This is a genomic window from Bdellovibrio sp. 22V (assembly GCF_030169785.1).
Lineage (GTDB): Bacteria > Bdellovibrionota > Bdellovibrionia > Bdellovibrionales > Bdellovibrionaceae > Bdellovibrio.
This window is the reverse complement of sequence record NZ_CP125854.1, coordinates 984,004-1,007,963: the sequence shown is the minus strand read 5'-3', so window position 1 is coordinate 1,007,963 and position 23,960 is coordinate 984,004. Positions and strand designations below refer to the sequence as shown.

At 47.1% G+C, this 23,960-nt stretch carries 18 protein-coding genes and 1 pseudogene; 12 read left to right on the top strand and 7 right to left on the bottom strand.

Annotated features, from left to right (window positions below):
- Positions 1–154: 154 nt before the first annotated feature.
- The 7 genes from QJS83_RS04825 to QJS83_RS04795 all read left to right on the top strand — a co-directional run bounded on the left by QJS83_RS04825 (position 155) and on the right by QJS83_RS04795 (position 7,794).
- Positions 155–940 carry a hypothetical protein gene (locus tag QJS83_RS04825; protein ID WP_284607990.1) on the top strand — a complete coding sequence of 262 codons (786 nt, stop codon included), beginning with the start codon at positions 155–157 and terminating at the stop codon, positions 938–940.
- Between the two features lie 107 nt (positions 941–1,047).
- Positions 1,048–1,614: a hypothetical protein gene (locus tag QJS83_RS04820; protein ID WP_284607989.1), complete on the top strand. Its 567-nt coding sequence runs from the start codon at positions 1,048–1,050 to the stop codon at positions 1,612–1,614.
- Positions 1,615–1,704: 90 nt separating this feature from the next.
- Positions 1,705–2,862 carry an aminotransferase class V-fold PLP-dependent enzyme gene (locus QJS83_RS04815; RefSeq protein ID WP_284607988.1) on the top strand — a complete coding sequence of 386 codons (1,158 nt, stop codon included), beginning with the start codon at positions 1,705–1,707 and terminating at the stop codon, positions 2,860–2,862.
- Positions 2,863–2,967: 105 nt separating this feature from the next.
- The gene (locus QJS83_RS04810; protein ID WP_284607987.1) at positions 2,968–3,438 is read left to right on the top strand and encodes a hypothetical protein; all 471 of its coding nucleotides are present in this window, start codon (positions 2,968–2,970) and stop codon (positions 3,436–3,438) included.
- 268 nt (positions 3,439–3,706) lie between these two features.
- Positions 3,707–4,810: a hypothetical protein gene (locus tag QJS83_RS04805; protein ID WP_284607985.1), complete on the top strand. Its 1,104-nt coding sequence runs from the start codon at positions 3,707–3,709 to the stop codon at positions 4,808–4,810.
- Between the two features lie 11 nt (positions 4,811–4,821).
- A complete protein-coding gene (locus tag QJS83_RS04800; protein WP_284607983.1) occupies positions 4,822–7,386 on the top strand; it encodes a hypothetical protein in 2,565 nt (854 codons plus the stop codon).
- Between the two features lie 66 nt (positions 7,387–7,452).
- The gene (locus QJS83_RS04795; RefSeq protein ID WP_284607981.1) at positions 7,453–7,794 is read left to right on the top strand and encodes a hypothetical protein; all 342 of its coding nucleotides are present in this window, start codon (positions 7,453–7,455) and stop codon (positions 7,792–7,794) included.
- A 1-nt stretch (position 7,795) separates the two neighbouring features.
- Here the strand turns inward: QJS83_RS04795 and QJS83_RS04790 are convergent, their stop codons facing one another.
- Genes QJS83_RS04790 through QJS83_RS04770 form a run of 5 tightly spaced genes read right to left on the bottom strand, consistent with a single transcriptional unit; the run spans position 7,796 to position 14,252 of the window.
- Positions 7,796–8,281, bottom strand: a complete 486-nt coding sequence (locus QJS83_RS04790) for a hypothetical protein (protein ID WP_284607979.1) — start codon at positions 8,279–8,281, stop codon at positions 7,796–7,798.
- A gap of 4 nt (positions 8,282–8,285) precedes the next feature.
- Complete coding sequence (locus tag QJS83_RS04785; RefSeq protein WP_284607977.1) at positions 8,286–9,122, bottom strand: metallophosphoesterase family protein; 837 nt, start codon at positions 9,120–9,122, stop codon at positions 8,286–8,288.
- Positions 9,123–9,155: 33 nt separating this feature from the next.
- A complete protein-coding gene (locus QJS83_RS04780; RefSeq protein ID WP_284607976.1) occupies positions 9,156–9,671 on the bottom strand; it encodes a MarR family winged helix-turn-helix transcriptional regulator in 516 nt (171 codons plus the stop codon).
- 13 nt (positions 9,672–9,684) lie between these two features.
- Positions 9,685–12,912, bottom strand: a complete 3,228-nt coding sequence (locus QJS83_RS04775) for an efflux RND transporter permease subunit (protein WP_284607975.1) — start codon at positions 12,910–12,912, stop codon at positions 9,685–9,687.
- A 2-nt stretch (positions 12,913–12,914) separates the two neighbouring features.
- Positions 12,915–14,252, bottom strand: a complete 1,338-nt coding sequence (locus tag QJS83_RS04770; RefSeq protein WP_350159268.1) for a TolC family protein — start codon at positions 14,250–14,252, stop codon at positions 12,915–12,917.
- Between the two features lie 261 nt (positions 14,253–14,513).
- Here QJS83_RS04770 and QJS83_RS04765 point away from each other — a divergent pair, with 261 nt between their 5' ends.
- Positions 14,514–15,167 (top strand): TetR/AcrR family transcriptional regulator, encoded by a 654-nt coding sequence (locus tag QJS83_RS04765; RefSeq protein ID WP_284607972.1) that lies wholly within the window; start codon positions 14,514–14,516, stop codon positions 15,165–15,167.
- A gap of 109 nt (positions 15,168–15,276) precedes the next feature.
- On the opposite strand, the gene QJS83_RS04760 is transcribed toward QJS83_RS04765, so the two are convergent.
- Both QJS83_RS04760 and QJS83_RS04755 read right to left on the bottom strand, forming a co-directional pair.
- Positions 15,277–15,846: a hypothetical protein gene (locus tag QJS83_RS04760; protein WP_284607971.1), complete on the bottom strand. Its 570-nt coding sequence runs from the start codon at positions 15,844–15,846 to the stop codon at positions 15,277–15,279.
- 517 nt (positions 15,847–16,363) lie between these two features.
- Positions 16,364–16,528 carry a hypothetical protein gene (locus QJS83_RS04755; protein WP_284607969.1) on the bottom strand — a complete coding sequence of 55 codons (165 nt, stop codon included), beginning with the start codon at positions 16,526–16,528 and terminating at the stop codon, positions 16,364–16,366.
- A 195-nt stretch (positions 16,529–16,723) separates the two neighbouring features.
- Here QJS83_RS04755 and QJS83_RS17470 point away from each other — a divergent pair.
- The 4 genes and pseudogenes from QJS83_RS17470 to QJS83_RS04740 all read left to right on the top strand — a co-directional run.
- Positions 16,724–18,632, top strand: a pseudogene (locus QJS83_RS17470) (tail fiber domain-containing protein); the annotation flags it as partial.
- 6 nt (positions 18,633–18,638) lie between these two features.
- The gene (locus tag QJS83_RS17465; RefSeq protein WP_470287791.1) at positions 18,639–20,432 is read left to right on the top strand and encodes a tail fiber domain-containing protein; all 1,794 of its coding nucleotides are present in this window, start codon (positions 18,639–18,641) and stop codon (positions 20,430–20,432) included.
- Between the two features lie 53 nt (positions 20,433–20,485).
- Complete coding sequence (locus tag QJS83_RS04745; RefSeq protein ID WP_284607968.1) at positions 20,486–20,770, top strand: hypothetical protein; 285 nt, start codon at positions 20,486–20,488, stop codon at positions 20,768–20,770.
- A gap of 145 nt (positions 20,771–20,915) precedes the next feature.
- Positions 20,916–23,852 (top strand): hypothetical protein, encoded by a 2,937-nt coding sequence (locus QJS83_RS04740; protein ID WP_284607967.1) that lies wholly within the window; start codon positions 20,916–20,918, stop codon positions 23,850–23,852.
- Positions 23,853–23,960: the final 108 nt, after the last annotated feature.

Below are 23,960 nucleotides of genomic sequence, written 5' to 3'. Positions count from 1 at the left end.
ATTTAAAATATCTTGTGCAAAGTTTTTTCAGTCCCTGCACTCGATGTGGACATTGCATAAAAAACTGTCAAACTTTTTTACCAATAATTTCAAATATTTAGCTAAAGTTACCGAAAATTTCCGCCGAAAGGTCTAGGGTCACGGAGGAAATATTATGTTCGTTTCGAAATTAACAAACACGATGATGATCCTCGCTGCTACATCATTGCTTGCAGCTTGCGGTAACCAAGGCGGGTTTCAAACTCTTCCTTCCACTATTTCTGACAATACAGGACAGGGCTCCACAGGTGGAGATAACTCTGGCGGCTCGACTCCGACTCCAAAACCTCCGACGGCTTATGACAAACTCGAAATGAATGGTGTGGTGAGTGGGACCTCTTACGAAAACGAACGAGTGATCGCATTAGATAAAGCCAATAACGCACTTCTTCTTTATCTTCCTTTGCCTCCGGGGCCGTTCAGCAATTTATATATAGACGTACCGAACGCAAAAGGCGTGAAAGTCACGACGGTTTTGGATTCTCAACAAAAAGCCCGCGTTGCGGTCAGTATTCCGCTTCGCCTGCTTGCCAAGGACAAACTTTCTTTCCCATCCTCTTCAACCCTTCCGGGGGGCCGCCCGCTTCCTATGATGCCGAGCGGAGAGATGCCATCCCTAGCCCTGGGTCTTAATCCCAACTCCGATAACAAGGTGTACTTGTACTTCGGCGTCAATGCGGTCGGAATGTTCGTGGAAAGCTCCTTCTTTCCAGAGCTTCCCGGTGGAATTAACCTCGGCATTACAGTTCCGATCAAGAACCAAGCGGGAACAAGAACCTTGGGCTACTTTACGATTGTCCCCAAATCAGGCGTGAACAATGGCGGCCTTTTCCTTTCGTTCATCCTTCCTAACGATCTTGCAAAGATCATTGATGATCACTTGAGTGGTATTATCAACTAAACAAGACCGAACAAAAACTCATTCAGTTTTGCATTGCCTGCCCTCTTAGATCTCGCTAGTCTAAGAGGGCAAATCATTTGAACCAGGACCTTTCAGGGAGCGTAATCATGGCAAAGAAAAAAGCAAAAAAGGTAGCTAAAAAAGCAGCAAAGCCTGCGAAAAAAGCTGCTGCAAAAAAAGCAACTAAGAAAACAGCAAAACCTGCGAAGAAAGCTGCAACTAAAAAGGCTGCGAAACCCGCTAAAAAAGCTGCAACAAAGAAAGCCGCGACTAAAAAAGCAGCTCCCAAGAAAGCTGCTACAAAAAAAGCCGCTGCTAAAAAACCTGCTGCGAAAAAAGCAGCTCCAAAAAAAGAAAAAGTAGCTAAGGCCGCTGTTGTCGGCGCTGGCGCTGCTGAAGTTCTTAAACCTACAACTCCTGTTATCGATGACATGTCTTCTGAGTTTGAAGACGAAAACGAAATGGATAACATGATCGACATCGAAGAAGAGTCTGTTTCTGACGACACTGATGAGTGGTCTGATGAAGACGAATCTGAAGAAGAGTCTGAAGGCTCTTTCGGTGAAGACGAAGAAGAAGAAACTGAAGATGAAGTTTCTAAATCTGATGACGACGATGATGACGAAGACGATGAAGATGATGACGACTTCGGTGATGACGAAGGTTACTTCTAGTCTTTAAAAGCTTCATTGCTATCAAGAAAAAGCGCTCGCAGGAGCGCTTTTTCTTTTTGAAGAGCCTGCCGTTAAAGCTATGATGCTCTTATGTACAAACACCTTTACAGTCGTTTTTTACAAGCCCACGCCGAGAGTCTTCATTTCGCGTGTCACAGTCATCACTACTGGCCCGATGTCACCCGGGAAGCCCACTTACAATATTGGGACGATGCCTGCCGCTATGTTGATACGAAGTGGGAGTACATTTTTTCTAAAAAAGTTCCGCAAGCGCAAAAACTGATCGCACACGCTTTAAAACTTTCACACTCTTCGCAAATCGTTTTTGCTCCGAATACGCATGAATTTGTGTTTCGTCTTTTTAGTTCTTTGGATTGGAGCAAAAAAGTAAAAATCCTGACAACCGATTCCGAGTTTTACAGTTTTGACCGTCAAGCCAACCGTCTTTCAGAACTCACCCAGTTTGAAATCACAAAAGTTCCCACCCTGCCCTTCGCGACATTTCATGAACGCTTTGAAAAAGAGCTGCGTTCCCAAGAATGGGACATGGTTTTTATCAGCCACGTGTTTTTCAATTCAGGGCTGGTCGCTGACATTCATAGACTTGCGAAAGCCGCGTCGGAAAAAACTTTGTTCGCTGTTGACGGTTACCATGGCTTTATGGCGGTGCCGACGGATTTGTCGTCCTTGGAAGATCGTATTTTTTACGTCGCCGGTTCTTACAAATACGCCCAAGGGGGCGAGGGGGCTTGTTTTCTTTATGTGCCTCCGTCCACACGCCACCGTCCTTTGCATACGGGATGGTTTGCGGAGCTTTCGCATCTCTCCGCCGTGGGGAGCCAGGTCGGCTATCCCACAGACGCCCTTCAATATGCCGGCAGCACCATGGATTTCTCCGGCCTTTATCGCTTGATCGCGACGCTTGAGACATTCACGGGCGAGGGTCTTACGGTTGAAAGAATTCATGAAATAGTGACTCGCAACCAACAGTTGTTCGTCACAGAGCTCGAAAAAACAGGGCATCCCCTTTTGCAGCAGAAAAACCTGCTTAAACAGAACTCTGTCCATGGACACTTTCTGACGTTCGAACTTCCCGATACGGAAACGACGCAAAAACTGGTTAAAACGCTGAAGGAGCGCGGGCTTCTGACGGATTCGCGCGGAAATCGCCTGCGCTTTGGCTTTGGTCTTTACCATTCCGAAGAAGATATTCTTAAAGCCGTACAAATAATCGCTTCTAGCAAATAAGAATTATTCACCCCAAGCATAATTACTTATTTTTGATGTATTTGATATATGGATGAGGGATTGTTAAACCCTCCTTCGAACAAAACATTTGAAGGAGTTTTTCCCATGAAAAAGATTTTATTCTCCGTTGCCTTTTTTGCATCCGCGATAGCATTCGCAGAGGCACCTGCCCACGTCGAACTTTGTGCTTTGGAAATATACGAAGAACAAGAAGTCCAGTTCACGACGAAAGAACTTTTCGATATTAAAACGGCAAAGAGCATCTCTCCGTTTTTTCTGTCTCTTTTGAATCACTACTATGGTGGTGAACCAAAGACTTTTGCAGAATTCAAAGCTCTTTATGGCGAACACGGTGACGAAAGTTATAACGATCTTATTATCTACGAATTGACTTCAAACACGACAGGCCGGGTTTATCTTGAAGTGAAATCTTGGCCGGGCGACAACCCTGTAGGTTTTGTTCACGATCCGAAAACAGGTGAAGTTTTAGCTTCCAATGGTGACGACAGCTACACCCTTTTCTATGGTAATAACCAGGAGTTTTCTTGTTACGAATTGAACAAAGATAAGTACTAATAAGTCCGCGTTTTGCCGCTGATTTCCTAGAGTATTTATTCGATGCGCCCGACACCTGGGCGCATTTTTTTTGGCACGTATTTAGCTTTCGCTTTCCTAGCTACTTTCAATCGAATTTCCGGTGACGTTTGATTTGGATTTGAAGAGGTTTTAGGTGAAGCGTTCCGCTTTTCTCATAACAATTTTGGCTTTCTTGGGCTCATTTTGCGCCCAGGCCTTAACGTCGACGAGCACCTTGCCCGAAGGGATCAACAGTCCCTCCTTCCGCATGGGAAACATTGAAGGAATCGATCAGCGTTATACTGAAAACGGAACGCTGATGAAGTTAGGAGATTACAAGTCCGTTATCTTTGATGCTCCCACCTTGGCGAAATTTAACTCTGATGCAAAAAGATTGATCGATGCTCTGAACCGTTTCGGCGCGCACAACCTGGGTGACAATTTTAATCTTGGTGTTTTGCGTGTGGAGACGATGCCTAAAGTGCAGTATTTTGCCCCCGTCTTCGCCCGCGGAATTACAAAAAATTGGACGCTAGGTGTGGGCCTGCCGATCGTGTCCTATCAAAATCAGATCAAAGTGTCGCAACAGTTTTCCAATATCGAATATTATCGCGCGCAGTTTTCCGGTTTAAGTCCCGAGCTTGATGACGCTCTTAATACCAATTTGGCGACGGCGACTCACCAAACATTGCAGCAAAAAGGTTATAAACCTTTAGAAAACCGCAGCGAAAGTTTCCTCGGCGACGTGCAAATCGCAAGCATCTATAAGTTCTTTGAAAACCGTTCTTCCGCTTTGATCTATCAGGCGCAAATCAGTCTTCCCACGGGCCCCCGGTATGACCCTGATGATTTGGCGGCTCTGAATATTTTTGGCCGAACGAATATCAATAATACCGTGGCTTACTCGCACCGCCTTTCTTCACGAATCAGCCTGGTGCCGTACATTTCTTACTTTTTAAATATTCCTGACACCGTGACAGCGCGCGTACCGACGAATGAAGATGACACTCTTCCCGATAGTTCCAGCAAAGAGGACGTGACCAGAGAGATCGGAAACACGACCACCTTGGGTGGCAATATGTTCTATGAGCTGACAGACAGTTGGACTCTTGGAGCGGGCTACGAGTATGCAGTGAAGGAAGAGGACCACTTCGCCGGCTCCCGCCCTTCCCGGTATGATCTTTTGTCATTGAATACGGACATGAAAGCGCAAAGAGTGAAGGGAGAAATCTCTTACAGCTCCGTGAAGTCCTATTTCAAAAAAAGGGCGCTGATTCCTATGATCGTGTCTTTGGAAGTTTCTGATGTAATTGCCGGGCACAACGTCGAAAGACAGTTGCTGCAAGAACTGAACGTAATGATGTTTTTCTAAAGGATGGGGAAATGAAAAACGGACTGCGAATTTTTATTGCGACAAGTTTTCTGCTCGGTGCCTGTGCTCCTAAGGTGGAAGATCGCCGTTTTGATGCACCGACAACTTCTTTTGGCCCCCGCTCTTCTGATACCAAGTTAAATTCTGACATTAAGTCTTTTGAAAAAATCTCTCCGAACCTGACGTGGCAAGCGACTGTGCCGACCGCTCTTTTCTTTGAGCAGGCAGAAAATCTGGTGACTCTGGGAAAACTCACCGGAAATGAGGCGTTGAAGGAAAAGGGTTTGCAGTGGATTCGCAGCTTTTATCAGCAGCCTCAAGCGACCCAGTCCGTCGACTTGGCGCAAAGTCCGTTTGCCGCTTTGGCCGTCGCGCAGACTCAGGAAGAAGTGCAGAAAACCTTGCATGACGTAAAAGCGGACATTCAAAACTCCCGCGCCATTCTAAGAGCTGAAATTCTGGCTTTAGGTAAAGAATATCCGTGGCCTGCTCAAGCACAAAGCCTCGATAAATTTGTGGCGCACGCCCAAGCTTTTACGGATTTGTTATTGGAAAAACTTGTCGACGTTGAAATTTCCCCATTAATTCAAGAAGGCGTTCGTGAGGAATTGTTGGCCCAAACAAAACCTTTGTTCACGGATATCCATCAGTTGTTACAGCGGCTGCAAAACAGCGCCACGCTCAGTGAAACACTGAATCTTGTCGAAGCAGCCATTCGAAAATTTGAAGTTTCACTGCCGCCGGAGTTACAAAAAAGTTTGCAGCAAGGACGTCTTATTGGCGCGGGTCTTGATCACATCCAAGACGCTCAGGGTGGTCTGACCGTTTTGATTGATATTTGGCGCATCCTCACTCCGGCGGAACAAGCGATTTACTTTAAAGCCGTTAACGAAGACCTCTATGACTTCTTGAAAGATCAGGATGACAAAGATCTCGACTGTCTTCGCCGTGACGGTTGTTCCGGCGGTATTTTTAAAGGCATCGCAAAGAAACTTTTTATTCTTCCTAAAATCAAAAAATACGGCCTTGAACAGCTGCAACTTGAGATGAATCAAAAAACGCGTGGCTACGTCATTTCCGAGATCGAAAAATTCGCACAAAGTTTTGCGACGGATTTGCCCGGCATTTTTGCCGATAAAATCGAACAAGGTCTTATCGCCAAAAATGGTGAATTAGAGTCGGTGCAGAAGAATTATCACGAGTATATTAAAACCTTGCTTGGCAAATGGGGCGAAAAAGTTCTGCCGCAGTCACAGGGCCATATCTCGGGCTTTGAAGTTTCAAATGTAAAAGTGGATCTTTCAATGAAAACGGCGCTGTCTTTACAGGCCGTCGGCGCTTTGAATGACCTTAAGGCCAACACCGCGGGCACGTCCATGATGGTGAACACATTATTGATGGAACATGGCAATCCGGAAGAAGCCTCGAGCCTGCAATTTGCTTTATCTCAAGTGAACAAGCTGATTAGTATCGGGGGCTACCGCGATTACGAAAATAAATTGATTCCCGCCTTACTATCTCCTGTTGAGTACGAAAAAAAGCCTCTCGACATCATGGACTTTGCCAACAACCTCATCTCTTATCGTATTCCCGACAGAATTCGCATGCGCGATGCTTTTCATGCCGATCACAAGATGATCTATGAGAAAAACTTTTCAGCGTCTGCTTTTGCCGAGCAGATCAAGGGCCTAAGCCACATGCTGCGCCAAACAGCCGACTGGAAAGAGACTAATTTTGATCACATCTTAGGTCATATCAAAGCACAAGAACTCACTGATGAAATTCAAACCTCGGCATTGGATCGCTCTTTATTCCCGAAAGATATGCTTTTTGCCTTGAATATGGGGAATGTCGCGATTCTGCTTCAAGATATTACAAAAAAAGCGACACCCGTCTTTTTGCTCACGCTGAACAACAAAGTGTTGTGGGCCGATCAATACTCTTCAAGTTCAGAAACGGCCATCATGGCGGGAATTGTCGATATCAAAGACGGTCGCAAATCTAATATCGTGCGTGCGCAAGACGTCGCGAAATTTCTTTTGGCTCTCGGTGATTTCCTTGAGGCGACGGACGGCGTGGAAAACACCAAGTCAGCGATCTTGCTTGAAAAGAACGACAAAGGCCGTGCTCCGCTTGATGAACTCAAAGAGGGCCGTAAAGATCTTAAGCTTTTGGTCATCGCTTTGGGCAACTTTATCTCGAATCAGCTCATGATTAAAAAATCATTGGTGCAAGATCACTATTACTTGAATCAACAAGAACGCGCCAACAATCCGGAGTTCAAGGTTGAGGAACAGGCTTATGCTATTCGCGCGCTATTAAAAGCCTGGGAGATCTCGAAGCTCGATGTCTATCTTTGGTCGGCGCAAGAAATCTTTTTTGCCATGAACAAGCAGCTCTTTAATAGCAAAGAAGGCTTCTATAAGAACGGCGACGGAACATCTCTGGATTTCCCTCAACGAATCAATACTCTTTTGGCGCTGATGACTTTGAAACCGCACTTGCCGGAACAAAGCCAAACACAATTAGACATGCTCGCGAAGCCTTGGCTGCAGGCGCTTCAAGGATTGCAATAATCAAATGGTTCCCTTATGGAAGAATCCATAGAGACATGTTATCACTCCAGGAAAAGGACGTGATCCATGAACATGAAACAAGCCGCTTTCTTTCTTATTCTGTCTTTATTCTTCTCCACGAACGCTTTTGCTTATGGCCTGATCTGCCAGTCTTCTTCCGCGCAGGTTCAGTCCATCGAACTCAACCGTGACGGCGGTGAAGAAACTGTGACTGTCGTTCATCCGCACGGCGAGCAACGCTATCTTGTTCTTTATCATCAAACGGGAAATGTTGTCGCGATCATCGACACAGATATCGAAGGCGGCGCCCCTAACCGTGGCATCGCTCTCGTCTATAATCCCAGTTCGGGCCGTGGCTATCTTTCCATGGATGGCAGCATCACCGACATTCATTGCCAAAACAAGTAACTCAAAAATAATAGCGAACTCCAAACCCACTCGCCCAATAGGCTTCGGGTTTGGAGGCATAGCGATTGTTGTTGTAAATCGCTATGGCCACTTGATCTAAAAGTGTCCAATCCCAATAACCTTCCCAATTCCGCCAGTTCAGTTTCGTCGCGAAAACAAGTCCGACACGATAAGCGGTTTCGTCATAATAATTGCTTTCGGGGTAGACGTCCGGATTTGTCACAAAGGTGTCACTGCAAAGGCAGCGGCTCAACAAGGCACCAATGCCAATCCAGTTCGTCGTGACTTCGTGATAAATGCTCTGAAGCGGAGAATAGACATATTTTAAATTGAGCTGCCGAACGCGACCGCCTAAAATTCCCGGAGTTTCCCCATAAGAAAACTCCGTCATATGTCTTTGCGATTCGGAAGTATAATTCACGCCAAAATGCCGGTCTCCCATGTAAGAGCCCGTTCCAGCGCCCACTCCCCAATCGGCATAAGCCATTCCACTACATAGTAATAGCAGGAGGATAATCTTGCTGAGTTTCATAACGACATTCTTTCTGAAGGCATTTCTCCACCTTCACCATGTCGTCCGTGAGCGTGATGCGGGACCAGGCGCCGTTTTGTAGACGTTCTACCTGGTGTCTAAGAACTCCTTCTTTGAATTCAGTTTGATAGATGTGCTTATGTCCATTCATAATCAAACGAACATTTGCATCGCGCACGATATCCCAAAAAAGATCCCGATCCTGGGGTCTAAAGTATTCGAAATTGTCGGGATCGACGTGCATAAAAAGAACAATCGGCAATGAACTTGAGCGCACTTCCAGCGCGAGCCAATTCCAATCTACACCCTCATTTATAAAGTCGAGACGATTGTTGTTAAAAACAATGAATCGATAGCCTTTTAGATCAAAGTGAAAATTGTAAGGGCCGAACAAACGCTGATAAAGAAGTTTGCCTTTGGCAACCGTATCGTGATTTCCGATCACCGTGACGAGCGGTACCTTCAAAGGACTGATCAAATTCAAATAAGCATCGTACTCGAAATTAAGCCCTTGATTTGTAAAGTCGCCAAGATGAACGGCGAAATCCAGCGAGGTGGTATTAGTCACTTTCACCCAATCTTCCAGAGCGGAATAATTCTGATGAGTGTCGGCGACCGCGCCAAAAACGATTTTATCTTCTCTCGCTTGGAGCGAGATTTTTTCATTGAGTGCGACCAACTGATGTTGATTGCGATTTGTTACTGAGCTCTGAGTTTCTTCTGAAAACGGAGAGTTCTTGAGAGGCGCACAACCGAGGGCCAAGCCCACGGTTAATGCCATCAATAGCTGTTTCATAACTCTCTCCAATGTAAATTGGACAGTTAAAGGTTAATTCATACGAAGCAATCCTGTATTTTGAACCATCTTTTCGAGTGCTTTGCCGATGACTTCTTTTTCTTGAGCGTCGAATTGATTCCAGAACGCTGCAATTGTCGGAGCCCACTTCGGAAAGATCTCTTTCAGGGTTTGATCCCCTTTGTCCGTCAACTTAATGACAAAAGAGCGTCCGTCTTTTTGATGAATTTCTCGCGTGACCAGTTCTGCTTTCTCAAGTCCATTGATTAAACCAGAAATCGTCGCCTGAGTAACTCCCACTTTCTGCGAAAGCTCCGAAGGCATTAATCCTTCCGGGGAATCCTTCAAAAGATACAGCAACGTAAAGCGTCCTGCTGAAAGATTGTAGGGAGCCAGCAAGCTCTCGATGTGGTTTTCCAAATCGTTGCCTACTTTTCTGAATAGCAAGTTCGCATACAAAGCCCACGAATCCACGCCTTCGTGGATTCGCGAGAGAGCTGTTTTTACCTGGTCTTGGGACGGCATTTCTTGGATAAAAAGTTTTGCCATAAAATCCTCCTTATTAACTCTCGGATGTTGTTAATGCGTAATCACCCGTAGCTTCATCAGGAGCTGCTGGAGATCTCACTTCTACAACGACCTGTTGGTCTTTTTTCTTTGTGGATGTGAATTTCGCACCAATGTTATTTGCCCAAATTCTAAAACGATCTACGTATGTAAATACCGCTGGTACGACAATCAAAGTCAGAATTGTCGAAGAAATCATACCGCCGATAATCGCAACACCCATCGCCGTACGAGATTTCGAAGCTTCGTTCAAACCGATCGCAACAGGCAATGTACCTGCGATCAACGCGAACGACGTCATCAAGATCGGACGAAGACGCGTTTTACCCGCTTCAACCAAGGCTTCGCCTCTTTCTTTGCCTGCCGCCATCATTTGTCTTGTGTAGTCGACAAGCAAGATACCGTTTTTACCGGCAACCCCGATCAACATGAAGAAACCGAAGATCGCAAAGATCGTCATTGTTTCGCTCATCAAGAACAATCCAAGGAAAGCACCGCACAGAGCCAGTGGCAACGCCACCATGATCGTGATTGGCGTGATGAAAGACTCATACAAGCTCGAAAGGATCAAGTAGATGAACATGATCGCAAAGCCCAACGCAAGAACCGTTGAAGTCGCCAACTCTTGCATGTTTTCCGCGTCACCACCCCAAGAGAAACGCACGCTCGAAGGGAATGCTGTTTCACCTGTCGTCATCATTTTTACCGTATCATTCACGACTTCACTTAAGCCCGCACCTGGCGCAACACCCGCAGTGATTTGAATGTAACGACCGCGGTCTTGACGCTCAATTGATGCAGGACCTGAAGCCAAATCCCCTGTTGCGACGTCAGACAAGCGCACCAGTTTTCCATTCACGTTCGGAACGTAAACCTGGTTGAAGCTTTCTTTAAGGTCACGTTGCTCTGGCATCAAACGCACGCGCACTTCATACTCACGACCTTTTTCACGGAACTTCGCTGGAGTCAGACCTTCTACTTGCGCACGAAGCTCTCCACCCATTGTTTTCGTGTTGATACCATAAAGTTTGGCAGCGCCCGACTTCAAGTGAACTTGCATCTCGGGTTTACCGGGACGGAAGTTCGTATCCACGTCTGTCAAACGAGGATCCGCTTTGAGTTTGGCAAGAACCTTCGTTGCGGCCGCTTCAAGCTCTTGAGGATCGGCAGAGATGATATTCAAAGTAAACGGCTGTCCACCCATACCACCTGTCGCATCGTACTCTTTCACAACAGGATTTGCTGTTGCAGCGAAACCTGCCAATTGTTGACGGATCTTATCGCGGAACGCTTCTGTTGTGTAACCGTTACGAGCTTTGCCTTCTTTCATCTTGACGTAGAAGTTCGATTTATTCGACTCCCCGTAAAGACTTCCGATGATCATCGCAGTGTAATCCACTTCAGGGTTTGCGCGGATGATTTTATCTACCTCATCACCGACTTTGTTCATACCGTCCAAGCTTGTGCCCGGTTGCATTTCAAGAGTTACAGTAAACTCACCGGCATCGTCGTCCGTGATAAACGCCCCTGGAACTTTCGTCACCGTGTAAATACTTAGCACGAACACCATGAACGTCGCTCCGATCGTCATCAAGGGATGACGAAGAGTCACACGCAGAAGCTTTTCGTAGATTTTCTCAAGCCATGCTTGGAAACGGTCGAAACCTTTTACAAGACGACCCAAAGTTTTATCGTACAACGACGCTGGTTTATGATGATTGCTATGCGCTCCGTGGCCTTCGCCACCGAAGTAGGCTGTCAGCATTGGAATGATCGTCATCGCCACGAACCAGCTGATCATCATCGAGAACACAACGGTCATACCGAACTGTTTCAAGAACTGACCGATGGTGCCAGACATCGTACCAACCGGCACGAACACCGCGATCACCACAAGAGTGATGGCCATGACCGCCATTTGGATCTCGGTCGTACCTTTTTCCGCGGCAGTGAGTGAATCTTCACCCAGTTCCATACGACGGTAGATGTTTTCGATAACCACGATCGCGTCGTCGATCAAAAGACCCACGGCCAAAGTCAAAGCCAACATGGATACGATGTTAATCGAGAAGCCCGCAACCTTCATAATCATGAAGGCACCGATCAATGAAATCGGCAAGGAAAGGGCCGTAATAAATGTTGATCGCGCACTTCCCAAGAAGAAGAACACCGTGATGATTGTCAAAACGATACCGATAATGATCGTTTCGTTCACGTCATAAATATTGTTCTTAATTTTTGTAGAAGCATTCGTAACAAGTTGAACTTGGGGAGCACCCTCCATTTTTGCAAGCTCAGGCTTCAACTTTTCGAGTTGTTTAATAACGTCGTCCGCTACTCTGACAGTGTTAGAGCCCGATTGACGATAGACTTGCAAGAAAAGCGCTTTGTCACCGTTCACGAAGGCACGGGACTTTTCATCCTCCAATGTATCTACAACCGTTCCCAGATCTGCAACACGCGTAGGAACCTCGTTTCCGTAGAGGTTTACGAGAGTGTCTGCAATCTCAGGAACGGTTTTAAATTCACCTAAACCACGGAACACAAGTTCTTTCCCGCCTTGTTCCACTTTACCGCTCGGAATATTCTCACCCGAAGCACCGACTTGACCGGCAACTTGGCTGACAGAAATTTCGCGCGCTTTTAATTTTTTACGATCCAAAAGAACGTGAACTTCCCTTTCGCGGCCCCCGAAAATCTCGATCGCACCGACGTTGTTCACTTGTTCCAAACGAGGCTTGATGAACTGGTCTGCGATATCGAATAGTTGGGCGTCTCCCAATCCATTCGCGGTCAATGACACCATGATGATGGGAGTGTCTGAGGGGTCGAACTTTTTGATCACTGGATCGTCGACTTCATCGGGAAGTTTTGGTTTTGCGATATTTACTTTATCGCGAACTTGTTGTTCGGCGTACTTCACGTCAACGCTGCTGTTAAATTCAACGATAACTTGCGAAACACCTTCCAAACTTTTTGAAGTCAAACGTTTGATACCAGAGATGGTACTGACTTCTTCCTCGATAGGACGGCTCACCAAAGTTTCGATCTCAGAAGGACCCGCACCTTGATAAGTCGTTTGCACTGTGACAACCGGGATACTGACGTCAGGGAATAAGTCCACGCTCATAGATTTGAACGAGGCCCATCCAACCACCACGAGGGCGATCGTCACGCACGTAATAAAGATCGGTCTGCTAATGGATATTTTAGGTAAGCTCATGGTTAGTTTCCTCCTTCAACAGAGGCTTGGTAAAGTTTAACTCTTGCTTGTAATCCAAGAATCTGAGCAGCCGCTTGAACGCGGTTTACTTCAGATTGCGAGAAGTCTTGTTCGAAAAGAAGAACCTGATATGTCGTTGTTCTTCCTTGGCGCAGACGTCCTCTTTCGTTTTCAAGTTTGGCTTTTTGCGCATTCACGATGTTCGTCGCCAAACGAAGACTTTCTTTTGCTTCACTCATTTGTTGCACAAGATTTGTCCATTCTTGCTCTTGATTGAACTTCTTGCTTTCATAAGAGAGTTCAGCGGCCCGACTGGCTTTTAAAGCACCAGACTTTACATCTGACGTTGCGGAAAGATTCAAAGGCATCGAAAAACGCACGCCGACATAAGCCGTGTCGTGCTCTGTCTTACCTGCATTCTTCATCGCTTCGTTGAACTCTTCATCACGCCCGTTCAAAGCGTAACTCCCGTAAAGATCCAAACTGGGTTTGTTTCTTTCAGCTGTGAGTTGCGCTGAAGCTTGAGCAAGCTGTGCTTGGGCTCCTGCCGCTTTCACATCGTAACGATCGCCGGGTCTTTGCGTCGGTACAGGAACTTTCTCAAGAGCTCCATAGTTGATACCTTCAAGAGCAGACACCGGAGTCTCTGCCTCTTTATTAATAAAAGTATTAAACGCACGGCGAGCCGCTTTTTCTTGCGTCTCTGCTATTTGCACTTGAAAAGTAACGGCCTCTACCATCGCTTTGGCTTGAAGGACGTCCGCATTTTCTCCCAAGTTCATTTTCGCTTTGCGAGTCACATAAGACAGAATGCTTTGTGCTTGCGTAAGAGCTCTCTTTTGCACTTGCACGAGTTCTTGCGCCGAAGCGAGAGTCCAATAAGCGGCCTCGGCCTCGACCAATGTTCCTTGCGCTTGAGCATCCGCGCCGAATTGTTCAGCAACGTTTTGCTGGCGAGTCAGTTCTTCATTCGCACGCGCGGAACGGCCAAAACCGTTCGCCCACAAAGGCATGGACAATTCTAATGTCGGAGTCGCCGTCCAAAAACTATTGGACATTCCCGCGGGAAGAGTCGCGCCTTCGACTTCAATACGATCCATGGCATAAGATAATTTGGTCTGCAGACCAAAGCTGAAGTCTTGAGAAACACCTAATGAATAGTTTTGTGTTTTCAAGCGATCGTATGTAATTGCAGAAGCAAATTGCTCTTTCCCGTCGTGTCCAATTCGCGCATCAGCGAAAAGACGCGGAGTAAAGAAAAGATCCGCTTCGCGAGACTTTAATTGAGACGCTTCAGACTGCTCAGCGCTCGCTTTATAGCCCAAACTTTCTTGCTTCACTTGATTTAAATATTCATTAAGGCTTATCGCAGAGGCGGAATTCCCTATCAGGGTCGCCGCGAGGATGAGCGACAAACTACACACATTTAGGACATCAGCTCGTTTCATCGGATTCTCCATTATGTAATCGCTTACATACTTAACCTAACCGAAACCACTTAAGTATGCAATCAATTACTTTCTTGCTGTACCATCGGCCTTATGATACATTATATAAAGATAAGCATTTTCAGGTATTTATAGTATTCTCAGGAGGTTTTCATGACGGAAACATCTCACAGCAAAACCCAAAAGGACGTAAGTCCAGCTCACGTTAAGGGCAAAAAAAGGGATCGTTCTGCGTCTGAGGAGCGCCTTATTCAAGCGGGCCTTGAGGTCTTCTCGAAGCACGGCTTTAATGGTGCGACGACAAAAGAGATCGCAAAAAAAGCTGACGTCAATGAGTCCCTCATCGGCCGCTACTTCGACGGAAAAGAAGGCCTGCTTGTCGCCATTATCGAAAGATTTATCGAGGAAGTTGTTCAGGAAGCCCTCCCCTACGAGCCTCAAGAAACTTTAGCCGATGAGCTTGAGCACTATGTAAAGAACAGAGTGAATCAGGGCTGCATGCACGAAGATTTCGCGCGCATCGTTTTTTCACAAGCGCTTGTCGATAAAAAGTTTAAACGTCGCGTGCGCGAAACGATTCCTTTGCAAATCGATCCGCACTTAGTGGAGCGAGTCACTCGTCTTGCGAATGCGGGGAAATTAAACCTTGGAACGATAACTATCGAGGAGATCTGTCAGCAGATCGATACCTATATGGATGGTGTGTTTTTCTTTGATCGCATTCTGCACGAAGAGACGAATGATAACATGATCGCGAAGACCGTACGCTTTATGCGTCTGTACGCGCGATTGTTTGATAAAAAATAATCTCTGCAACTGGAAACAAACCCGCTTGAGAATTACAGCGGCACCGGAAATAAAAAACCCACAACTGAATTTCGGTTGTGGGTTTTGTTTTTTTGACTCAATGACTTCCTTACTCGAAGTTTGGAAGATCCACGATCACACCGCCCTCTGAATCCGACGGAGTGGAAGGCGTTGAAGGCTGCTGTTGTTTTTGCTGCTCTTCCTGGCGCTTGCGCTCTTCTTCTTTTCTACGCGCTTCTTCTTGTTGCTGTCTGCGCACTTCATCTTGCTTGCGGATCTCGTCTTGTCTACGAGCTTCATCTTGTCTACGAATCTCTTCTTGGCGACGGCGCTCTTCGTCTTTACGGCGCTGATCTTCCTGCGCACGTCCTTGCTCATTTTGTCTGCGTTGTTCGTCTAATTTGCGTTGTTCCTCTGCTCGGCGAGCTTCGTCCTTACGACGCTGTTCTTCCGCAATGCGCTTCGCCTCTTCTTGACGTCTCAATTCTGCCTGACGACGCTGCTCCGCCGCTCTTTGTTCAGCAGCACGGCGCTCCGCCTCGATACGACGTTGCTCAGCTGCGCGACGTTCGGCTTCTTTGCGAGCTTTAATGACAGGATCATGTTTTTCAATACATATTCTTGCGGCGTCTTCGCCTGACTGTCCCTTATCGTATAAATCGATGATACAGTCATTCATTTGACGATTTGTCGAGCTTCGGCAAAGGCGGTTTGCATCCGTATATAAATAATTATCCGAAATAACCTGGCCACCCTTAGAGTAAAGCTCCTTTACACAGCTTGCGTATTGGATATTTACACTGCCTTTACAAAGATCCAGGGCATAAGTTCGATAATCAAAATCAGGATAATTACCGTTATCTCTCGTTTTAAAAAATCTCCACAGATCTAATGTACATTGTTGCACTACGCTTCTAACTTCACCTTTTGAACAAAAATATCCGGCCAAACTCAGATTGTCTTTGAAACGTGAAGCCTGACTAATTACGCAGTTCTGAAATTCAACATCGGTTCGCCCATGCATGCAAGCCGCATCCGTTGCTGACTGAAAAGTACTCAATTTTTGATATAAGCTATCAGAACATTCTTCGACACTAATATACCTAGTGCCTTTTTGAATAGATCCATTTCCTTTCACAATCCACGCGTGAGAGACACTGCTTAACATTACGGTTAGTGAGATTAAAATCTTCAATCTACTCATATAAACCCTCGTCACCAAAGATTTGCTTTACAGATGGTGCCACTTCAGTTTTTTCGCCTTCAGTAGCATCAAAGTATTTACGTCGAATTCTATTTTTAAAAAAATCTACAAAATAGCCCGTTAAGACGAGCGCCAGCGCTAAGAATACGCCTCTCATATACATCCCTTTTACATCGTTTGAAATAAATGCAATGGGTACGCCAGGGGTTAAGAGCGTTTGGGTGAGGACTAAGGGCGAGGGTTTGATTAAGAATTAAACAGGAAAGCCAATTTGAGACACTTTATTTGGATGCGAGCAAGTTTCGGTCAAGAGGGTCTCTAGTAGAGTGGGCGTTGCTCCGAAAAGTTCCCTATGAGAACTGGAACGTTACTGCTTCTTCTTGTCTTATTTTGGGACAGTCTTTCTATGGCTGCGCCTAAATACTTCACGTATCAAGGCCGTATCATCAAATCTGATGGAACAACGTTGGAATATAACAACGTCAGTTTTCTTTTTGAAATCACGAATCCCAATGGAACTTGCGTTATTTACCGAGAGCAAAAAGATGGAATCAACATGCAAAGTTCGAAGGGCGTGTTCGATGTTCCTATCGGAAGCGGAACGAAACTTTTTCCGGTCGATCCTCTCTTTACTCTTCTCGATGCTTTTAACAACTCGGTGACACAAAATTGTTATGGCGGATCGACGTATACGCCGGTGTCTGGAGATTCTCGTCTTTTGAAAGTGCAATTTCACGATGGAAGCGGATGGAAAGTCATTGATCCCCCGAATGAAATCCGTACCGTTCCGTTTTCTGCTTATGCACAGTCAGCGGAAAAAATCGGCGACAAACTTCCTTCTGACTTCGTATTAAAGAATGCGGTGACGAGTTGTTCACCAGGACAGTATCTGACTTTCGACGGAACAAACTTCGCCTGTCAAAACGATGCCGGTGGAGCAGGCATGGTGGCAGACATCAATGTCGCGGCTCCCCTCACAAAAGGCGGTACGGCTTCCATCCCTACTCTTGGAGTTTCTGTCGGCACGACGGCAGGAACTGTGGCTGCCGGGAATGATGCGCGTTTCACGGACGCTCGCCCTCCAACAGGTTCTGCAAGCGGAGATCTTAGTGGATCTTATCCAAACCCCACAGTTGCAAAAATTCAAGGCGTGAACGTTTCATCGGGTGCTCCGACTTCGGGTCACTTCATGAAGTTCGATGGAGCACAATGGACAGGGTCCGCCATTGCGATGAGTGACGTTAGTAATTTAAATACGACTCTCAATAACTATCATACTGTGGCGGCCTTTAATACCGCTGTGGGAAGTGGGAACTGTGCGGCCCATCAAACGCCTTACTGGAATTCTGTTTCGGGATCTTTCCAATGTCAGGCGATCAATGTTTCCGTTGCGGGTGATGTGAGCGGAACTATCGGTGCAGTGTCTGTGAATAAGATTAAAGGCGTGGATGTTGATACGACGGGTTTAACTTCCGGCCAGGTTTTGAAATACGATGGAACGAAATGGGCTCCTGCTAGTGATTCGAATGCGGGTGGTACTGTTACGAATATCGCGACGGGCACGGGCCTTAGTGGCGGACCAATTACTTCTACTGGAACTATTTCTCTTGCGAATACTTCTGTGACTGCGGGTTCTTATGGCTCAACAACGCAAGTTGGAACATTCACCGTGGACGCGCAAGGGCGTTTAACGGCAGCAGCGAATTCTGCGATCGCTTTCCCCGTTTCTTCTGTAGCGACGAAAACAGGTGCTGTGACTCTTGATTATGGTGATATTAATAAACTCAGCTCAGCCTTCAGGACTTCAGTGGATCACTCCAACAAACGGAACTGTGACGAGCGTTTCTGGGACAGCACCGATTTCCGTTGCGACCGGAACATCAACACCGGTGATTTCAATTGATGATGCGACAACAACAACAAAAGGGGCTGTGCAAGTCGGTGCAGGTATTGCGGTCTCTGCCGGATCGATCAGCGTGGACCCTGCCAACTTCCCTTCTGCAGTTCCAGTTTCTAAAGGTGGTACCGGAGCAACATCCCTCACCGCCAACAGACTTCTTGCTTCAAACGGCACCGGAAGCGCCGTGACTGCTTTTAACTGTGCAACGGGACAGCTCTTAACGTTCGATGCCACAGGAATGATGACTTGTACCTCATTCGCAAACGGGTCCGTCTTCCTCAATGGCGGTAACTCTTTTGCAGCCAATGCGACTCTTGGCACAAATGACAACTTTGCTCTTCAATTTGAAACTAACTCATCCACAAAAATGACGATTCTTGCAAACGGCAACGTCGGTATTGGCAATACAAATCCAACCGACCTCCTCGAGGTTTACTCAACGGCGGCTGGCGCATTCAAACGTATACATAATAAAAACACAGATGCTACCGGCGGCGCAGGAGTCGCTGCCACAGCCGGAACAAATAGCATTACCATGGGAACGTGGGGCCAAACTGCTTCAAGCACACTCACTTTTATTGAGTCAAATTCTTCGCACGGTCTCTTGATCGATACTTATACAAATACTCCGATAAGATTTGCTACAAACACCGCAAGCAACGAACGCATGCGTATTGATGCCAATGGTCTTGTGGGTATCGGAGATACAACCCCGACGGCACAACTCGATGTTCTGACAACCAATGCAGCGACAACTGTCGTGGGACGCTTTAACAGCATCCCAACACCCGCGGCGGATGTTACAGCGAACTTGCATGGCTCATGGTCGACGATTGCCCCTAGCTCTGCTTATAACTTTACAGGCACTCTTTACGGAGCTGTGAATCGCATCGAAGCAAGTGCAGGTCAAACCGGAACAATTAATGGCGCAACTGGAACCACCGCGGATGTCTATTTGAAATCAGCGGGAACAATAAATAGTGCTATCGGCATTTATGGCGCCGTTTTAAATACCTCCACAGGAACCATTGGCAACGCAAAGGCTGGTTATTTTAGTCTATCCAACACCGGCGGAGGAACCGTCACAACAGGTTATGGCGTTTACATCGATAACGTCACAGGAACCTCAAAATGGGGTCTCTATCAAGCCGATGCCACCGCTCCGAACTATTTCGCAGGCAAACTTGGCGTAAATACAAATGCGCCTCTTGCGAACTTGCATATCGGTAGTTCGGGCACGGGAGCTTCCGCTTATTCATCATTTCAAATGGGTAGTGATGCGACAGCTTCGCAAAACTTCCACTGGGTCAACGAAGTCACTGCAGGAGTAAGAGCTCTTCGCCTTTATAATGGAAACCTGGGATCGGGAACAGCGATTATGTCGGTTTCATCTATGGGTGGAGTCACTATCGGTGAAAACACGATCGGCGCCGGCGGATTGACTCTGAAAGCGGGAACCAGTGATCACACTTATATGCAATTTTATGCACGAACAGCAGCGCCGACACTGCGCTCCGCGTGGATCGGTTATGGAGCAGCCGGCACCAATGAACTTTCTATTACGAACGAGATTGAAGGCGGCCAAGTTTATATCAGCACAAAATCGGGCGGAGCTCAGAGCGCGCGTATTACGTTCTCCGCCGACGGTAACGCTTACAAGCCTGGAGGCGGTTCGTGGTTAGCCACTTCAGACAGTCGCCTTAAAACCGACATCAAAGATTTCAATCCCGGCCTGAATGAACTCCTCAAAGTTCATCCTGTCTGGTTCCGCTATAATGGTAAAGGCGGCACGGTGGATGATGGCAAACAGTACGTCGGGGTTATCGCGCAAGAGCTGGCTCCGATAGCGCCGTATATGGTGCAAAAGGAAAAAGCAAAGATCGAGAAAACAGATAAAGCAGAATCTGAAATTTACAAAGTGGACCCATCCGCTTTCACATATATGATCATCAATTCGGTCAAACAACTGACTCAAAAGTTTTCATCTTTCGAGAACAAGGTGAAGTCATGGTTCAACAATCATGAAGATCGCCTGCAGCGTCTTGAAAACCAAATGGCCGCATTACAAAAGCAAAACGATGAATTGAAGAAACAGAACGAAGAACTTATGAAGCACTTGAAGTCTCAAAGTGAGACGCGCGCTCCCGCTTCGTCGCAATAAGCGCTTAGGAAAACATTGAATTCGGCCGATAAGTCTTATGTCGGAGGTTGTACGTGAAAAAACTAATTCTGCTTTCGCTAGTAGTCTTGGCTACGGGTTGTTCGATGGAAGCATCCCTGCAAAACCTTTCCGAACTCTCTCCAATTAAGTTCCAGGATCCTGCGAAAACTACAGGCCTTGTCTCTGGTTCGACACAAACCGGAACGGCCACTGGTGGCGGCGTTACTTACCACGTGCAAAGCACAGTCGGTAACTATATGTCGGGAATCGAACAAACGACTTCAGACAACACTTATAAAGTCTATAGCTCTGTTCAAGGGGCTATCGTTTCCAACTAAAATCTATTCACTCCTAAAATGCTTTTAAAATCTTCTCTCCTGCGAGAGAAGATTTTTTGTTTTTAAAGCCGTCCCGCTCTCTTGGAGAGCCCTTTCTTCCTTGTAATATGTAGAATCACTCGCAATAAACCGATAAGTTTTTATTATGAAAACCTTGAACGTTTCGGTTATTTTCATGTCTCTTGTTGGGACTGCAACAGCCTTCGCAGTTCCAGGATCTTTAACCTACCAGGGAAGAATAAAAAACTCCGACGGGCTGCCTCTTGAAGTCAACGGAGTGCGTTTCGAATTTTCGGTCACCAACCCCGCCGGCACCTGCGTTTTGTATAAAGAAGTTTCTTCGTCAATTGATATGCGCAATTCTGCCGGTGTATTTGATGTGCCTATCGGAACGGGTACAAAAAATTATCCTGCAGATCCTGGATTCAAACTTCTCGATGCTTTTGATAACACAGTCACGCTGAATTGCGAAGGTGGCGGCACCTATGCACCCGTCGCCGACGATAAACGTCTCTTAAGAGTTCAATTCTATGATGGCACCGGTTGGAAACTCATCAGCCCGGATAGCGAAATTCGCAGCGTGCCTTTTGCCGGGCACGCTCAGTATGCGCAGTCCGCGCAAAAGCTCGGGACGAATATCGCCGCCGACTTTATTCTCAAATCAGGCCTGCCTCTTTGCGGAGCCGGAGAGTATCTGCGACATATCGCGCCCGCGGGAACTTTTGAGTGCACTGTGCCCGCTGTGAACGGGAGTGACGTCAGCGGAAATATTTCAGGCAGCTCCGCAGGCTTTACGGGAAATTTAAGCGGTGATGTCTCGGGAACGCAAAGTGCGACGAGCGTTGATAAGATCAAAGGTGTCTCTGTGAATATGGCCGGTCTCGCTTCCGGAAAAATTCTTAAGTATAACGGTACCAACTGGGCGCCTGCAGACGATACGGATACCAACACGGACGATAAAATTCGCGGCGTTAACGTTTCGGCAACAACACCACAGACGGGACAAGTTTTAGTTCACGATGGGTCTCAGTGGGCACCACAATATTTCGGTATGGGGCAATTGCGTTCGACTGTCACGGGAACCGCGCAAGTTCCAGCTTCGTGCTCAACGGCTGATAAAACTTTGACTTGGAATGCGATCACGGACTCTTTTGCTTGTACGACGATCGCGATCGCCAACACGCAAGTCACCGGTCTTGGTACGGCGGCGACGAAAAACTTCGGAACCTCTTCTGGAAATCTTGTGGAGCTTGATGGTTCCGGAAAAATTCCCGCAGCCCTCCTCCCCTCTTCCGCCGGATCTGTTTTAGACGGAGGCAACGCCACGGGAGCCACGGTGAGCGTCGGTACCAACGATGGACAAGCATTGAGCTTCGAGACGAACAATTCAGCACGCATGACAATCACTAGTGCCGGCGACATCGGAATAGGCACGGCCTCTCCCGGTTATAGACTGCAGGTAAATAAAACTTCTAATTCTACCACAGCCGGAAATGTCGCAGCCTCATTCAACTTCATGTGGGCGGCACCCACAAGTTCCAGCGCCAGCACCTTTGTCGGCCAGTATAACGGAGCCGAGAGTGACGGAACCTCAGCCGCCATTACGGGAGATATTTTGGCGCAAATCAACTACACACATCACAACGGTTCAAACACTTTGAACAAACTCGTTGCTTCGTGGTCAGGTACTTACAATAAATCATCGGCCACGGTGGGAACATCCCTTGGTGTTCAAGGTGAAGTTAACAATGACGCCTCGGGAATTATCACGAACGCAATGGGCTTTCACTCGCGCATAAAAAACAACGGCAGCGGTTCCATCACGAATGCATATGGCGTGTACGTCGACAGTGTGCAAGGAACGAACAAATGGTCGATTTACACCACCGATGCAACGGCTCCGTCTTACTTTGCAGGTAACGTTGGCATTGGCACTGTACTGCCTGATAACGTCAAATTCGAAGTAAATGGACCGCCGCGAGGAACTTTGATCGGCATTCCTGGAAAATATCTTTGGAACATTCACGCCACTGATTCGAGCACTACGGCCGCAGGTGTCGGAGGCGGAATCGGCTTTCAAGGAAAAATAGATGGGAGTGCCACGGCTTGGACTTTTTCTGGAATCCATGGCGGGAAAGAGAACGCCACTTCCGGAAACTACGCAGGATATCTTTCCTTTCACACGCGAGCGAACGGAAGTCATGAAACCGAAACAATGCGCATAACTTCTGCCGGTAACGTTGGTATCGGCACGACAAGTCCTTCGCGCAAACTGGCCGTCAGTGGTACAGCCGAAGTCAGTAATTCTTTATATATCAAAGATACTAACTCTGCTTCGAGTTCTTTCGATGCTGCGGAGCTTAGTACTTATATGTGGGACAACACTGCGGGTGCAGAAGGTTCTGGTCTTTCTATTTATACGAAAACAAATGGTTCACGGACGGCCATCATTGATTTCACAGATAGCATCTTCACTTATTATCCTCTTCGCGCTGAAACAGACTGGACATATTTGGAGCGCGCCGAAAATACGGTCTACGGCCACTGGTTGTACTTCCAAAAGGCGCGCGGCAACTACACGACGACTGCGGCCGTTCAATCCGGAGATGAACTGATGAACCTCGCATCCATCGGCGCCACAGGCACCACTTATAATTGGAGCGGCTATTCAACAAACATTCGCGCACTCGCCACTGAAAACTTCACGGCGGGCGGACAGGGCGGAAAGCTGCAATTTATGACGGCCGCTAACGGCACGACAACAGCTGTAACCAGAATGACAATAGACCAAAACGGCAACGTCGGTATTGGCGCGGCAACCCCCGCAGAACGTTTGGATCTGGGCGGAGGCAATATTAAAATCGGCCACGAAATCGTCGTCGCCAACCAAGCTGCCGGTGCGGCTGCTGGCTGGTACTACGCCACTTGTCCTGCAGGAAAATACGTCACAGGGGGTTCCTGCTCCAGTGGCTCCGGCACAATGAACTTAAACTCAGACCTCACCCAGACCACCTACGGCTGCTACAAACCCGACACCAGCTCCAACATTGTCATCAAAGCCGTCTGCATGAACGTGCGCTAAACCCAAGTCCAGTCGGTGGGACCTTTTTCATCAACCGACCTTAAGTTTCGAATTGAGACAGCCGATAGAGTGATCGAAGTAGTAGTCATTTCAAAAACCATGGAAGGG

What these genes read in the sequence shown, in the direction of transcription:
- QJS83_RS04755 (WP_284607969.1), bottom strand. Translation starts at nt 16,528, where the DNA reads ATGAGAGGCGTATTCTTAGCGCTGGCGCTCGTCTTAACGGGCTATTTT.
- QJS83_RS04760 (WP_284607971.1), bottom strand. Translation starts at nt 15,846, where the DNA reads ATGAATGACTGTATCATCGATTTATACGATAAGGGACAGTCAGGCGAA.
- QJS83_RS04795 (WP_284607981.1), top strand. Translation starts at nt 7,453, where the DNA reads ATGAACATGAAACAAGCCGCTTTCTTTCTTATTCTGTCTTTATTCTTC.
- QJS83_RS04740 (WP_284607967.1), top strand. Translation starts at nt 20,916, where the DNA reads ATGAAAACCTTGAACGTTTCGGTTATTTTCATGTCTCTTGTTGGGACT.
- QJS83_RS17465 (WP_470287791.1), top strand. Translation starts at nt 18,639, where the DNA reads ATGACGATTCTTGCAAACGGCAACGTCGGTATTGGCAATACAAATCCA.
- QJS83_RS04820 (WP_284607989.1), top strand. Translation starts at nt 1,048, where the DNA reads ATGGCAAAGAAAAAAGCAAAAAAGGTAGCTAAAAAAGCAGCAAAGCCT.
- QJS83_RS04815 (WP_284607988.1), top strand. Translation starts at nt 1,705, where the DNA reads ATGTACAAACACCTTTACAGTCGTTTTTTACAAGCCCACGCCGAGAGT.
- QJS83_RS04775 (WP_284607975.1), bottom strand. Translation starts at nt 12,912, where the DNA reads ATGAGCTTACCTAAAATATCCATTAGCAGACCGATCTTTATTACGTGC.
- QJS83_RS04790 (WP_284607979.1), bottom strand. Translation starts at nt 8,281, where the DNA reads ATGGCTTATGCCGATTGGGGAGTGGGCGCTGGAACGGGCTCTTACATG.
- QJS83_RS04780 (WP_284607976.1), bottom strand. Translation starts at nt 9,671, where the DNA reads ATGGCAAAACTTTTTATCCAAGAAATGCCGTCCCAAGACCAGGTAAAA.
- QJS83_RS04785 (WP_284607977.1), bottom strand. Translation starts at nt 9,122, where the DNA reads ATGAAACAGCTATTGATGGCATTAACCGTGGGCTTGGCCCTCGGTTGT.
- QJS83_RS04825 (WP_284607990.1), top strand. Translation starts at nt 155, where the DNA reads ATGTTCGTTTCGAAATTAACAAACACGATGATGATCCTCGCTGCTACA.
- QJS83_RS04805 (WP_284607985.1), top strand. Translation starts at nt 3,707, where the DNA reads ATGGGAAACATTGAAGGAATCGATCAGCGTTATACTGAAAACGGAACG.
- QJS83_RS04765 (WP_284607972.1), top strand. Translation starts at nt 14,514, where the DNA reads ATGACGGAAACATCTCACAGCAAAACCCAAAAGGACGTAAGTCCAGCT.
- QJS83_RS04810 (WP_284607987.1), top strand. Translation starts at nt 2,968, where the DNA reads ATGAAAAAGATTTTATTCTCCGTTGCCTTTTTTGCATCCGCGATAGCA.
- QJS83_RS04800 (WP_284607983.1), top strand. Translation starts at nt 4,822, where the DNA reads ATGAAAAACGGACTGCGAATTTTTATTGCGACAAGTTTTCTGCTCGGT.